Raw genomic sequence first — 14,353 nt, 5'->3', positions numbered from 1 at the left:
GATGCCGATGAGCGAAAAAAAAGCCCTGCGAGTACAGGGCTTTTTCTTTGCCTAGTGGTTTTGCGCTGGCGCCGGAGAGAACTGCTCGATCCAGCGTTTGACGCGTCGCCACAACCGGCGAATTCTTTGGTGGGCGGTACTGGGATCGAACCAGTGACCCCTGCCGTGTGAATCAGAAACAAGCCCCTGATCGGTCTACTTGACCGCCGTCATCTTACTTCGAGTGTGCTGATTTTAAAAGGGTTTTTTCCTTGCTCAGTCATCTTCATCTTTCTACGTCGATGAATCGGCAGTGCGCCCATTTTGCGCCGTCGACCGACTAGTCGGCGGTCTGACTTCGACCCCGCCGATGCTCGATAGCGTGGATAAACTCCCGCCACTCCCGCTCCTCGCGTTCTCGGAGTTGTTCGGCCCTGACCAGTTCCCGCCGATCGAGCGGCTCTGGATGACGGGCGTACGGCAAACCGCCATCGCATATCAGGATGAGATCTTTGACAAGCAATGGGTGGTACTTGGGGAGCGCCTCCTCCGCGTCAATCTGATGGGGCTGCCAGCAATCGTCGTCCACCTTCGGGGTGAGTGGCGCCGGGTCCATCGATCGGGCGCTGAATATCGACGTGCCGGAGGGCCGATACGGATGATGCGTCGATTCGTACCACTCCATCCAGTCGGCGGTGTTTGCAACCCAGCAGCCGAGTTTGCGAATTTCTCTCACCCAAGCTTCGTACCCTTCAAGTGCTTCCGCATGGTCGCGAGGGCGTCGAGGTGTGCCACCTTGTTTCCCGGCAGAACTGAGAGGGAGCAGTCCTGCCGACATTCGCTCGACTCCCTTCTTGAAAATGGTGTGCGCGGCGTCTCGGTCATCGAAGACGTCAGCAGCATACGGGCTGCTGATGGCCTGCTCCAGTCCAAGTTCGAAAACGTCGCTCCCGGTGAGCCAGCCTTTCGAATATGCTCGGCGGACAACATCGACAAACTTCGTGCGCCGCATCGGACTCCGCTTGGGATTGAGTAGCTTCCTGAACCTGTCTCCAGTCGGGACGACACCGTTAGCCGTGTCGCTGAAAACCAATCCCAGCTCCTGCTCGAGCACGGACAAGTGTTTTCCACTCGTCAGCAGAACCTTCGTCAGCACGGAGCATTGAGCTTGCTTTTCAAGCGCCTTTTGCGTGCTATCCGTTCGTGCTTGGGCCATGAGCGAACCTTATAAATTTAGCCTTATGCGTAGGCTTCGACGCTACTGAAAATTTCCTCTCAGGTCAACTGAACTGAAGAGGATGAAAGATGCGATTGCAGCAGCGAGAAAAAGACGTCGACTTCCGAGTTGTCTTCGCCAATTTCGATGCCTGCGCCTTGATCAGTCCCGCTGAATTCGCGAGCTTGTTGGGTATCACCACCAACGCTTTCTACCAGCGCGACATGCGCGGCGAGTTCCCTCCGCCCGTCATGCGCCAGAACCGCTATGTGCGATGGCGCACGGCAGATGTACGCGGGTGGCTCAACGGTTTGACGGTTAATCACGCTGTCTTGACCGAACAGGGAATGGATACCCCGCGCCGCGGGCGTCGTCGCAAAGCAATCGAATGCGCGCCTTGATTACGGTTGACTCACCTGTGACCGCTAACGTGATGTCCGATGGCTCGACCGGTATGGCGCGCGGTGAGTCGGGCGCGTCCATCGGCACGCTCGATCTCCTTCGGCAACGTGAGGCGGAGGCGCTGGCACGTACAGAGGCGCGACGTGTGCAGGAAGCACCGACACAGCTTTTCCTGCCAGGCATAGACGAATTCATGCGTGCGATGCCGAATCATATTGCTCGGTCTAGCCTGTTCGCGCCTGTGGCACGAGGTCGCAAGAAGATACTCAAGGACGCAGTGCTAGTCAGTCGCGCCGATGCCGTCATCAAGTTTTGGGGCGAACAGTTGGACGAGGCACAGGCTGACGTTTGGATGCAGGCAATCCACGAGGCGAGCAACCACTCGCTAGGTACGCCCGTGATTGTCAAGCGCGCCCGGTTCCTGCGCTCCATCGGTCGACACGTCGGGAACTACGAGTACAAGTGGCTGCTTCGCACATTTGAGGCGCTGACGTTCGCCATGCTGGTGATCGACGTGACAAAAAACGGCCAACCGAAATACGAGATTGGTAAGAAGCGTGCTTTGCACCTAATTGATGGCTTCGACTACGACGAGGAGACCGAATCCTACACGCTGCGAATCGATCCGCGTTGGCGATTGATGTTCGAGAATCGCGAATTCGCGCTGATCGATTGGAATAAGCGGTTGCGGTTTGGGCCGAGGCAGGACATGGCGAAGGCGCTGCAACGGCTCGTCGCGACGTCTAACGATCAGGTGCAAAGGAACCCTCTGGAGTGGCTAAAGCGCAAGCTGGAATACACGGGGAGGATGCGCGATTTCGTCGACGCGCTCAATCGCGCCATGCGCGAACTGGAGCGCCTAGAAATTATCGTGGGCGGTCGGATCGAGACCAGTACGAAGGGGCGACCGCAGACGGTGTGGACAAAACTATGAGGGTAATCGGGGTTACGTCGCCCCGTCGTCGGGGTTACGTCGCGGCTCGTCGGGGTTACATCGCGCTTTCTCGGGGTTACGTCGCGCACTACCTTTGTAACTCATTGTCCGCATTAGTTTTTTCGACTCCTTTTCGCCTTCTACCTTTCTCCTACCTTATTTCTACCAGTCGCCTTTGTGGACAAGTCCGACGCTCAGAAGAGAGGGCCCTCGATGCGAAGGGCAGTGCCGTTCGCTTGTATGGGGTAGTCGGCCACCCAACCGGAATGTTCCGCAAACGTCGGTGGTCCGCGCCATTGGCTCGCCGGGCTACGGGGTCGTCCGCCGTACGGGCGGTCGAGTCCTACCGGACCGGCCCCTACCGGCTCGGCGGCTGCGCCGCTTCCCAACATGGCGCGGTGAAGAGCCGTCGGCCTGCCAACGTGGGAAAGGTTTTGCAGGAAGAGGGTGTCAGCACAAGCGAGCGATTGTGGCTCGAACGCGTCTTGGAGCGGCTTCTCCCTCCGTTTGCGGTTATCTCTCTTTGGGGCAAAGGCCCGTCAGGGCCGCGTCAGGCCCGAAGGGCGAGTTCGCGGGGAGCCGGGGGGCGGCTGCGGAACGCCGGCCAACGAGCCGGCGCTGTCCACGCCCTCGCGGGGTGGGCAGCGCAGCCGTCCACGGGCGGGCGCGGGAACGACGATAGAAGCGGCACAACGCCGGTTTGCGGGCAGCAAACGGCCCCGCCGGGACCCAACTGCGGACGCCACGATTCGTGCGAATCCTCCTCAACCGAACACACGCAGATCCTGATTTCCAACGTGCCGAAATCGTGTCGGTCTCTTGTCCGGACAGCATGTCGGACAAGAGGGGGCTCGCGCTGTTTCAGCCACAACAACGACATGCGAAGACATGGCGAGTTGTGGCTGAAACAGCGCGAGCCCCAACCCCTCAGGGGTCGAGGCGCGTAGCGACTCGGGGGTGGTTTCAGCCGATTTCTAACCCTTCAGAAATCTTCCTCTACGGGACTCGGCTAAGAGGGAAATCATATGGCGACGGAAACTTAACGACGGACGTGAACAATGGGAAAAGCTAAGAAACCTACCCTCAAGTTGCTTCCAGCTGATTGGCGCGAAGCCTTATGGGAGCAGGCATCCCAACCGCAATGGCGGCATTCTAGGCCGCAACTGCTCCCCGCTCTTGCTGTGCTCTGGCTCACAGGATGCCGCTCAGCAGAACTCGCAACCGGCGCGCGTGTCATCGTACGCGGAGACCAGCTCGCGATCGTAATCAATGGCGCCAAATGCGTCGATGCTGGTGGACGCGAGCGCGGGCAGCCCACGCGATCAGTAGGTTTTGCGATAGATGCGAATGCCAACCCGGCATTGAAATTCCTGCATGCCCTAGTTGGTCGAGATGCCGCCGAAGGAACGGCCCAACTCACGATCACGCACGACAAGGATTATTTGTACAACAGCGTCGTGCAACTCGGGAAAAGCAGGTTCCCAAAATTGCGGACGCGCGTCAGCCCGAATTGCTTCCGCCACCAGGTGGCGTCCGACATGAAAGCTGATCCCAACGTATCGTTAGAACACGCAGCGAAGGTTATGGGACATTTGAGCGATTACAGCATTGGGAGGTACGGCCATGCCGTTCACGGCCGAAAAGGTCGGGGCGAACGTGTCACGACGCTGTTCGTACATACGGCACGGCCAGTCAAGCATTCGCCGAAGGTTGACCGTTTGGCTCGATTCAAAATCGCGAGTGCAAAGCGGCGCGGTCCCAAACTTGGATGACCGGCGCTTGGGCTATCGCCAATGCGTCGTTTCTGCGTCGAAAGTGCGTCGTTTCTGTCGCGCAGGAGATGCTAATGGCCACATGGCCGCGACACTTACGTCGAAGGTGCGTCGTTTCGATGCATTACCGGGTACGACGAGTTGCCGTGAAGTAATTAAGTAATCAAGCCAATAAATTGCGGTGGCTGGCCGGTTGCTCCAACGCAGAAGGTCGTAATCAGCTGCAGGGCCGAACTATGGCCAAGGCCAGCCCCGGCCCCGTTCTGTCGACGAGCGTAGTCGCATCGGCGTGTTCCCACCGAGGAAGCTACTGTTCGGGGTATGTTATAAGGTAATTGTTACAACCTCAGGGGCGCTCATATGGGCGGAGGAAATGGAATTCCGAAGATCTACTTCTCGGATGTCTTCAGCGTGCGGCCGGAAATCTTCGAAGAATACGGTGCGTTCAACGTTGCGTTGGTTAACGACCTGCCACTATTTGTTGATCCCTTCCTGCTTTACGATAGCAAAAACCCCGTCTACCGAGAACTGCACGACCAAATCATCACGTATCTTTGCTTTCTCCGAGATCGGGCGGTCGCGGGCGAGTTGACGCCAGGTTCTATTTCGCAGTGGCTGGTGTTCAAAGAGATTAAGCAGAACTGGCTTGGATTCAGCAAAACAGGCAACGTCGGCACCGGACTTGGACCCGACTTCGCGCGCGCCCTCGCCCGTAACCTCACTACCGCTTTCAAGGACTTCGGCAAGGAGACGATCTCGCACAGCAGCCACTTGGAAAAGCTAGGCTTACTCAGCGGCGGCGTAGGTCGTGATCACCTCAGCGACTTCACTACAAACCTAATCAAGAGCTACTTATTGGAGTACACGCAGACCTTCGCTCTCGCACACGTTCAGCCGGACCAGCGAGCACGTTTCCGCGTCGAGCGCGTCCGGTTCGACTACGACACCAAGCGATGGCAGGCCGATTACTTCGAGTTGCCTGTCGCCAACGGGGACTACGTCATTCTGACGCCGAAGGAAATCCTGACGCGCGATGAGGCCTGGATCAATCAAACCGACATGCTCGATCGCTTCTACGACATCTGTGTCTCACTTCCTGACGAAGATTTGCGGGCGCAGGTAAACGATCACTTTTACAAGCAGATCGACCGGCGGACGAAGGCAAAGGAAAAGCGGGCAGCGGCCATGAAAACCATTGAGCAGTTCCATGAACTGCTTGACTATTACATCCTTTGGAAGGAAGAGCACGGCTCTGAGGCCCATCGATCGGCTAATGCTAAGGTGTATGAGACGCAACAGCAATTCGTCGAAAACATCAAGGCTTTGGTCAGCGAACATCTAGCGGGCACAGAGTTCTACACGTACGACTCGTCGTACGAGCAGAGCATGAAGCGAGTCTTGTACTTGAAACACGTCATCGAAGACCAAGGCGGGCATCGACTGTTCTACGTGAACGGGCAGCCGATTCAACGCGAGATTGATCTGCACGTGATGTTCCGGCTCACATGGTTCGACAACTCCGCCAACCTCGACCTGAACGCCGAAGTCAACAACGGACGTGGCCCGGTGGACTTTAAGGTATCCAAGGGCAAGAGAAACTCAAACCTAGTCGAGTTTAAGCTCGCCAAGAACACGGCTTTGGAAAAAAATCTACAACATCAAGTCGCAATTTATGAAAAAGCCAGCGACGCGAAGACGTCAATCAAAGTTATCATGTACTTCAATGACTCCGAATTGCAGCGAGTCAATAACATCATCAAGCGGTTGAAGCTGACCGACTGCAGGGAAATCATACTGATCGATGCCAGCCCGAAGGCTTCAGCGTCAAAGGCTGACGATCACTGAGGACGCGTTGCGCAAAGGGAGTCTCTTCGAATATTGGATATAATCAACGAAGCTGACTAATAAAATTACGGGAGCAGCAATGTTTGAATCAATTGAGCCGCTAGACGCTTACAATAAAAATATTAACATCCTCGTTGGCTCAGGTGCTTCTGCAGACTTGTTTCCAACGTTGGCTCTCGCGATAAAAAATACTAAAGGTGAATGGGAGACGGTCGAGACGCTGGCGACAAAATTCGAGACTTGGCCGGAAAAGCGAACTGCCTTGTTTATGCATTACTACAATACATGCATTTTTCCGGTGCAGACTTTTTCCCCGACTGAAGTGAAGTCGGAAAAAGGATTGATCAATCTCAAGAATTATGAAATATTCCTTAAGACGCTTCTTGGATTGCTCGACAGAAGAAAAGATTTGAATCGAAAGATTAATATCTTTACAACAAACTATGACGGCTGTTTAGCCCACAGTGCCGATAACATCCTCATGAAGGGATCTCATGATTTTGTGGTTAATGATGGAACGGCGGGCTTTCACAAAAAATACTTGCATGCTAAAAATTTTAACACGTTTCAATGCCAGACAGGTGTCTTTGAGCGAAGCAATTATGGCATCCCGCAGCTCAACATTATCCATCTTCATGGGTCTGTATTCTGGGCGAAGAGTGGTGACAAGATTGAGGTAAAATATGGCAACGATTTTAAAAATCTGTTAAGTCCTCGAACCATTGGTAAGATAAAGAAGTTCTCTACCTATCTTCTCGAGAATAAAGGCGGCACGACAGTCAACATTCCAGCAGTGACCTTTACCCGTCAACAGATGGATAGATTTTGGACGGAGTACAATAAGCTTCCTATCGTGAACCCCACAAAATGGAAGTTTCACGAGACAGTCTTTGAAGAGCACTACTATCAGATGCTCAGATTTCTGAGCTATGAGCTTGAAAAGCCAAACTCGATTCTTATCACATTTGGTTTTTCTTTTGCCGATGAGCACATTCGCAAGCTTGTGCAACGTTCGCTGTCCAATCCTCAGCTTCAGACCTTTATCTGCTGTTTTAGTCAAAGTGGTGCTGAAAGCATGCGGGAGGAATTTAAGCTTTGGAAGAACGTCACCGTCATTGGGCCGCCGGATGGCGAAAGGCTGGATTTTACAAACTTCAATAAGTATGTCTTTTCTCTCAAACCTGAAGTATATGTAGCTCCTGATGGAGACGATGGAGGCGACTTGTGAGCATCGTCGTTGGCGAAGTCATCGCTGTATCGGGAATACGCATATCACTGCGAATCTTTGAAGACTCCAGTCAGGAAACCATTTTTTATGATGGGGTCAAGTACCGAGGCGTTTCGCTAAGAGAGCACGTTTCGATTCAGCGTGGGTTCATTGATATCGTCTGCTTAGTAGAAGGCGAATACCTTGATGAGCGAAAAATAGATACCGACGCCGAAAAGACGCTCTACATTCGCAAGGTAGACGTGCGCCCCATCGGCTACATTGTAGACGAGAGGTTCTATGAGGGTGTGAAGTACATGCCCATGATCAGGGACAAGGCATCCCTTCTCAGTGAGCCTATGATTGGCAGAATTTATGGCACGGAGAATAAGACTAAGTTTTCGATCGGAACCATGCTTAAGGAGAATGTTCCCATCAACCTGCCGTGGACACGCATTTTCAACAACCACCTTGGGATTTTTGGCAACACGGGTAGTGGTAAGTCCAATACCCTCGCAAAGCTCTACACGACCCTCTTCAACGAAAAAATAAATGCGCTCAAATTGAAGAGTCAATTCGTGATCATTGATTTTAATGGTGAATATACTGAGGGGCAGATTCTTCCGGCTAAACAGAAGAAAATTACAGTTCTCGATTCCAAAAAAGGAGGGCACAAGTTCAAAATTGAAGCCTCGCACTTTTGGGATGTGGAAACCCTGAGTTTATTATTCCAGGCAACTACGAACACACAGCAACCCTTCTTGAGGAGGGTCCTCAGTGGTAAGGATAGGTTCAAGGATGTTCCGCTTGAGCGGTACATTGAGAAAACTTTTGAGAAAGCTTTTAGCGCAAGCGAGCCAAAGCCTGACGCCCTAGAGCTAAGTCGAGAAATCGCTAGAATCCTTGACTGCGAGCCATTGCAGGGCCACTTAAAAGGAATTACATATAACGCTAAAAATAAATATTTCAGGGATGCGGATAACAATTACTACAATTCTGATAATAGCGGCTTCAAGGCGCACTTGAAGCCATTGCTGGATGAGCATATTGACGTCGATGGCATGGATCAGTTCACTGAACTCATCCTGAGGTGCTATCTCCAACTGTGTTCCGATGTTGTTCTGGGTTATGCTCAATATGAACATATTCAGCCGGTACTATCGCGAGCAAGGTCCTCGATCTCGGCTCTTCGCAATGTTATTGAAATTGTAGATTTTCCGCAGCCTCCACATCTATTGCATGTCATATCGCTCAAAAAATGCAAGAACGAAATCAAGAAAATTCTGCCGCTCCTGATAGCAAAGAATTTTTACATTAATCACAAGGATTCAGAGAATTTGAAGAGTCCGCCTACCCGTACTCTTCACCTCATAATTGATGAGGCACATAATATCCTATCCGAGCAATCTACGCGCGAGCACGAAATATGGAAGGACTACCGGCTGGAGCTTTTTGAGGAAATTATCAAGGAAGGCCGAAAGTATGGAGTCTATCTCACCTTATCCAGTCAGCGACCAGCCGACATCTCTCCGACCATTGTTTCTCAGATACACAATTTCTTCATTCATCGCTTGGTGAATGAGCGGGATCTCATGCTGTTGGATAACACCATCAGCACCCTTGACTCGTCTTCGAAAGCCTTGATACCGACACTTGCGAAAGGCTGCTGCGTCGTTACTGGGACGGCGTTTGATTTGCCTATGATCCTGAAGATTGACCCTCTGCTCAAGGAGCATCGGCCAAGCAGTGATGATGTCAACTTGGAAGAGCTTTGGGCAACGCCGCCGGAATGAGCCGTTGCTCCGCAAGACGGCGCTCGCGAATCTACTACGCTTGCAGAGCGCTGGCGACGGTGATCGTTGTTTCACGCGTAAACAATCGGACATAATAGCGCTTATGTCAGATTTCGTGGCTTTATCGTCATAAAGATGACGTTGTGCGTAATGATGATTCGGACCACGGTGGTGCATCGCAAGAATCCCTCCGTGTTGAGCGCAGCAGCGGCGGCCGCATGGGGGGGTTATTTGGTCGCGCGTGCCGCCGGCGAGCCGTGACCTCAACGTGTCCGCACACGTTGCAGGCACTAGTCGATATCCATCTTGGCCCCATAGCAGCGCCAGGATTCGACGCTAAGCAACTGGTGCCATGCCCGCAGGTCTTCCATATCCCGCTCGGCTACAGTCACCCGAGGCGGGGTGTAATTCCAAGCGATGCCGACGCCGTGGCAAATTTCGTTCAGGGTGCGGTGAGGTTATTTGGTCGCGCCCCGCGCGATACTGGCGGTGAAAACGTCGCTTCAAGGGCCTAGGAGTCGGCGTATGCTTATAGCAAAGGAGAGTACGCAATGCCTGCCGACAAACTAGGTCGTTTCATGACAAGCCCCGAGTTTCTGGCGCGCGCGAACGCTGCTATCGCCAAGGCTGTACGCGAACTGGAAATGAAAGGTATCCAGCCCGCATATGTCGATCGAGACGCAGGTCGTATTGTGGGTGCAGACGCATCGCGCAAAAACGGCTCTTGCGAGGGGCGATGCGTTACCGATATATTGAAGCGTGAAGCAAACCCAAAGGAGAGGGGAGAATGAGCGACAACGGGGCCGCGCTTGGCAGAGCGTTCGCTGCCGAGCGGAATGCGGCAGACTGGAAGGCGTATGCGAAAAAACTTGAGCAGCAACTTTTGGTTGCCCAGGCCAACCTTGCCGGTCACAAAGTGCTCAAGGAAATCGCAATTCGTGAACTAGCCAAGGCTGACCCCTCCCATTTTTTGACGGCTCAACATAACCGACAACGGCTGTTTGATGAGCAGTTCGATGCTGTGATCTGTGGCAATCGTCGCGCCGCGTAGCGCATACGAAAAGGCGCTTTCAAACCAGCTCTCAATCAGCCTAAGTCTCGGCCTACGTCCCCTGATGGACCGATAGACCTCGGCGGGTCTCCATCCCCGCGCCCGAGTACAGAAGGAACTTGACTCCGACCGGTGTTGCCGCCATGCCCGATACCCGCGCCGAACAGGCGATTCACACGATCCTCTAATTCCGGCATGCGCGACGCCATCTGACCGCCCACCCATGAGAACACCTGGTCAGGCACGATGTGTATCAAGCTGAACGTGCTGTTGCATAGCGTTTGGCACATACCGACGTAGAGAACGATGTAGCCAATGATGCTCACGAGGCCTGTCGTGGAGTCGTATTGGGCGTTTTGCATGGCAACGCCGAACATCGAGTTGAGCAGCGTCCCGAGCACCACAATGCCCGCTCCAGCTAGGACGAAGCCGATTTCCATGAAGACCGGTCGGAACATGACGTTCAGCAGGAAGATGTAGCCATGTGTAGGTCGTTGTCCCAACCCTTCACCTTCGCCATCAAGGTGTGTCATCGCCCATAACGGCGAAGCGACCATCGACTCCCCGACGACGGCGTACCAGGACACGACGCCGCTGAACCAAATGATGAACGGAAGCATCGGGATGTAGATCGACAGCATCGCGCCGAAGAAGAATAGCGAGATGATCGTGATAACTACGAACGGCGCGAGCGCTTTTAGAATCCCTTTCGCTGCACCTGCAATGACATCGGACATGCCCAAGGTGGCGACATCAGCAGCGGCCGACGCGATCTTGCCTGCAGTGGTCTCCTTCGCCTCAGCCATCCCTTCCAACGCTGCATACCCGGCGAGACCGACCCAACCGGCGTCAAGGATATAGTCGCCCAGATTCTTCATGCCGATCAGTGGATTAGTCGTGCCTCCAGGGCCTTGGCCGGAGTTGAGGTTGACCGCCCATTTCACTATGCCTTGGCCGTTGAAGATCTTCCCAAGAATGCTCTTCGCATCCGTCAGGCCGCTAACGCCGCTTCCGAACATACCGTTGGCATTTTGTGCAGTGGACACAGACGCGTCCTGCTGGTTTTGCTGCAAATACGCCGCACTTACTCTTCGGTATAGCTGCGGGTAGGGCATGTAGTCGGGATCGGTACCTGGTACCGCGGCGGCCGTCGCGTTGGCGAGGCTCGTTACCTGCGAGTTCGCCTGAGCAAAAGTTTGATACCACGCCCCGATCATGATCCAGCCGTCGCGTTGCAGGTTCGACTGTATTACGCTTGCCAATCCGTTGATCGCGTTCGAGGAATTCGAGATCGCATCTGAAACGGTCTTCTCGTACTGGAGCGCGGCCCGATTGATCGTGTTCTGAGGATCTGCCGGCTGAGCCTGCCCATTCACGGAAGACACGTAAGCCTGCGCAGCGGACGACAACGTGGACTGAAGCGCGGTCAGCGCGTTGTGGTGCGCGCCAAGCATCTGCGAGTAGATCGATCCGGGGTCGAGCGAATAGACGGCCATACCGTCATACGACGGTAGTGTCGGCGGTTGCGTAATGTTGATCTCCGCTCCGCCGCACGAAAGTCCTCGCTGGTTCATGAGCACGACCTTGTTGCTCGTCGTGATCGCGTTGAAATTTTCGCCTGCATCGACAGACACGCCGCTTTCATTCGGCATGTTGGCTATCGCCGTGTTAGCTGCTTGCGCGCAGAGGTTCGCTTCAAAGAGAGCCTTCGCGAGTGTGGTCGCCTGCGGCGAGGCTGGCGTTGCGATCATCGATCCGCCGCTGTTGAGCACGGACACAGCAGCGTCGAGCGATAGGTTCGCAATTCCCACGCCGAGCATCGTTCCCCAGAGCATCGCCATCTGCGCGCCACAGTAACCGCCGAAGACAGGAACGAGGCCGGCGAAGCCGACACTCATGCGTATGATGAACCACGGCGAGGACTTTTTTTGTCCCATGAACTCGCCATCCTGCCCGGTTGCGATCATTGCGGAGCCAAAGTGATACATGGCCCATATCGCACCGACAGCGAGCATGCACGCGTTCACTACCAGGAACAGTTGCGCGATCATGCCGCCCGATCCACCGCCGGCTGCGAGCGGGTTGTGTACCACGGACCCGTAGACGAGTTCCAGCAACGACATGGACTTGTCGCCGCCGCGGTTCGCTGCGTTTTGAATGTCCCCCATGGACACGGGCGACTGTGCAAACGACGTTGCCGAGCCAAGCAAGATCGCCAGTGCGACGGCGGCTTGCTTGCTTCGGCTGTGCGAAATGGCGGCGTCGCAGCACATTTCGGTCCGAGCCAAGCGGCGACCGGTCAACGTTTTCTTCGATGTGGTGCTCATCGTTGGATCTCTCGCTTGACTGCGTTCTCGGCCGCTATGTGCGCCTGTTTCAAGAGGACCCCCCAGAAACAGACGACCCACGCGATGGCCATTGCGACACCGACCCAGTTCATCCAGCTTCCGGCCTCACCGTCGTGGCTGCGCGCCCACCATAAAGAGGCGAGCGCGAAGCAATGCACGAGTACGCAGATCTGGACGATCAGGCACGCGTCTTTGAATTGCTCGCGGGTCAGGCGGCCCCGTGCCCGGCGACGGCGGATCGCACCGGGAATGGCCGCGATCACGTGTGTGAAATGACGGAGGTTGAGTTTCATGGCATCGCTTCTAGCTTTGTCGGCAAACAGTGACCCACCCATTGCCCTCGCTGCCGCCCGAAACATCGGAAGGGGAGTTGAAGACGTTGAAGTAGTGGTTTTGCAAGATTCCTGAGGCCCAGAACGAATCGTATTGAATGCATCTCCAGGCCACGCCGTCGCCCGCCGTTATCCAGATACCGGATTGGCAAAACAATGGGCCAGTTCCAGAATTGGCTATCAACCCGTTGGGAGAGCAGGCTCCGCCTGGTGCCGCCCATCCGTTGGGCTGGATATATTCGTTCGAGGTAAACCGCCCCGTCGTGATCAGTTGGCCGCTTCCGCCACCGCCGCCGACAATTGTTGCTCCCGAGCCGTTCCATGGCTTCAGGTACAGGTTGCCGCCGCCTGTCTCAATGTACTGAGTGCCGGGGTTGTAGATTTGGGTGTTGGCACCCATCGTAGTGTTGCCGTTGATCTGTACGTTTCCGTTGGCAGTCACGTTGCCTGCCTGATCAACGGAAAACAGCTCTCCGTTCCAGGAGCCGTTTACTAGACGGAATCTGCCGTTTGAACTCTGCAAATAAACGGCTTGGCCATTGGCACCTACGAGGCCGAGCACTCCGCCCTCCGGAACTTGGTTGAAGGCGATTACTTTGCCATTGGCCAAAGACACGGACGGCGCGCCGAACGCACCGTCCGCGAGAGTCTGCAGGCTCTGGGACGTAATCGAGTTCCCGTTGGTGATGTTGTGCAGCGTTCCGGTCGTGCCTTTGAAGTTCAGGTCGCCTTCCATCGGAAGCGAACCATCGCGACGAACAAACGCGGACCATCCGCTCGACCCGTAACCGACACGCATCGCAAGTACACCTGCGACGTTGCCTTTCGGATTTGGCAGTGACCAGGCGCCATCTGGGCCCGCAATGATGGCGGGCGTCACGATATCGGAATAGCCGCCGTCACCACCGATCGCGGCCGCCCCATCATCGAGAGTCAATGGGCGGCCGGTCGAGGGATCAGTAAGGGCACCATCGATATACACCATGCCGGCGATGTCACAACGGGGGGCGACGCACCCGGCGGGAGTTTTCGCAAGGGATATGACGTACGGTGCCCCATACACGCTCGTCGTTGAATAGCCGGCGGGGATGACATTGATTGCTTCAAGCTCAGCCATCGTTGGTGCGTATTCGTTCGCAACGCCGGGAATGGCTGTGCCATTGACCAGATTCGAGTAGTAGATGGACAGGTATTTGCCGTTAATGCTGTTGCCGATTTCGGCGAGTACATCGCCCTGCGCGGCCATTTGCTGTGACAGCATCTCTTCGCGCTTCTGCCACAGGCCAACGGTCGCGAACGCGATTGCTATGCTCGCTCCAATGCCGAGCGACAACAGGTCGTAATAGCCCCGTTGCCGATCACGAGAGCCAATCAGTATTCTGGTGAGCCGGCCTTTCCTTCGTGCGCAGCCCGTTTGGTGCGTGCCGTGTGCCGGCCGCGCGGTTGTATCCAGCAAGTGGTTGGGGCTCATTGA

The 14,353-nt window shown here is 55.0% G+C and carries 12 protein-coding genes; 8 read left to right on the top strand and 4 right to left on the bottom strand.

Annotated features, from left to right (window positions below; genetic code table 11):
* Window positions 1-319 precede the first annotated feature (319 nt).
* Window positions 320-1,195: a hypothetical protein gene (locus tag KY49_RS10265; protein ID WP_042584414.1), complete on the bottom strand. Its 876-nt coding sequence runs from the start codon at window positions 1,193-1,195 to the stop codon at window positions 320-322.
* A gap of 89 nt (window positions 1,196-1,284) precedes the next feature.
* Between KY49_RS10265 and KY49_RS10260 the strand changes: the two genes are divergently transcribed.
* The 8 genes from KY49_RS10260 to KY49_RS10235 all read left to right on the top strand — a co-directional run bounded on the left by KY49_RS10260 (window position 1,285) and on the right by KY49_RS10235 (window position 10,199).
* A complete protein-coding gene (locus KY49_RS10260; RefSeq protein ID WP_042584413.1) occupies window positions 1,285-1,596 on the top strand; it encodes a helix-turn-helix transcriptional regulator in 312 nt (103 codons plus the stop codon).
* Window positions 1,584-2,531 (top strand): plasmid-related transcriptional repressor protein, encoded by a 948-nt coding sequence (locus KY49_RS10255; RefSeq protein WP_231636366.1) that lies wholly within the window; start codon window positions 1,584-1,586, stop codon window positions 2,529-2,531. Before KY49_RS10260 ends, KY49_RS10255 begins: the two co-directional genes overlap by 13 nt.
* A gap of 1,058 nt (window positions 2,532-3,589) precedes the next feature.
* Entirely contained in the window at window positions 3,590-4,303 is a 714-nt protein-coding gene (locus tag KY49_RS35345; RefSeq protein WP_197083558.1) for a site-specific integrase, read from the top strand.
* Window positions 4,304-4,663: 360 nt separating this feature from the next.
* Window positions 4,664-6,148 (top strand): hypothetical protein, encoded by a 1,485-nt coding sequence (locus KY49_RS10250; RefSeq protein WP_042584412.1) that lies wholly within the window; start codon window positions 4,664-4,666, stop codon window positions 6,146-6,148.
* Between the two features lie 79 nt (window positions 6,149-6,227).
* Window positions 6,228-7,376: an SIR2 family protein gene (locus KY49_RS10245; RefSeq protein WP_042584411.1), complete on the top strand. Its 1,149-nt coding sequence runs from the start codon at window positions 6,228-6,230 to the stop codon at window positions 7,374-7,376.
* Window positions 7,373-9,148: an ATP-binding protein gene (locus KY49_RS10240; protein WP_042584410.1), complete on the top strand. Its 1,776-nt coding sequence runs from the start codon at window positions 7,373-7,375 to the stop codon at window positions 9,146-9,148. Before KY49_RS10245 ends, KY49_RS10240 begins: the two co-directional genes overlap by 4 nt.
* Before the next feature lie 551 nt (window positions 9,149-9,699).
* The gene (locus KY49_RS35340) at window positions 9,700-9,939 is read left to right on the top strand and encodes a hypothetical protein (protein WP_082062316.1); all 240 of its coding nucleotides are present in this window, start codon (window positions 9,700-9,702) and stop codon (window positions 9,937-9,939) included.
* On the top strand, window positions 9,936-10,199 hold the full coding sequence (locus tag KY49_RS10235) for a hypothetical protein (RefSeq protein ID WP_042584409.1): 264 nt from the start codon (window positions 9,936-9,938) through the stop codon (window positions 10,197-10,199). The genes KY49_RS35340 and KY49_RS10235 overlap by 4 nt, the downstream gene beginning before the upstream one ends.
* Before the next feature lie 35 nt (window positions 10,200-10,234).
* Here the strand turns inward: KY49_RS10235 and KY49_RS10230 are convergent, their stop codons facing one another.
* Genes KY49_RS10230 through KY49_RS37040 form a run of 3 tightly spaced genes read right to left on the bottom strand, consistent with a single transcriptional unit; the run spans window position 10,235 to window position 14,350 of the window.
* Window positions 10,235-12,526 carry a DotA/TraY family protein gene (locus KY49_RS10230; RefSeq protein WP_231636365.1) on the bottom strand — a complete coding sequence of 764 codons (2,292 nt, stop codon included), beginning with the start codon at window positions 12,524-12,526 and terminating at the stop codon, window positions 10,235-10,237.
* Window positions 12,523-12,840: a hypothetical protein gene (locus KY49_RS10225; RefSeq protein ID WP_042584657.1), complete on the bottom strand. Its 318-nt coding sequence runs from the start codon at window positions 12,838-12,840 to the stop codon at window positions 12,523-12,525. The genes KY49_RS10230 and KY49_RS10225 overlap by 4 nt, the downstream gene beginning before the upstream one ends.
* 10 nt (window positions 12,841-12,850) lie before the next feature.
* Complete coding sequence (locus tag KY49_RS37040; RefSeq protein ID WP_156162463.1) at window positions 12,851-14,350, bottom strand: hypothetical protein; 1,500 nt, start codon at window positions 14,348-14,350, stop codon at window positions 12,851-12,853.
* Window positions 14,351-14,353: the final 3 nt, after the last annotated feature.

The sequence above is a fragment of the Burkholderia sp. MSHR3999 genome (assembly GCF_000833595.1).
In the GTDB taxonomy this organism is placed as follows: Bacteria; Pseudomonadota; Gammaproteobacteria; order Burkholderiales; family Burkholderiaceae; genus Burkholderia; species Burkholderia ubonensis.
The sequence above is the reverse complement of the archived record's forward strand: the minus strand, read 5'-3'. Positions and strand labels throughout refer to the sequence as shown.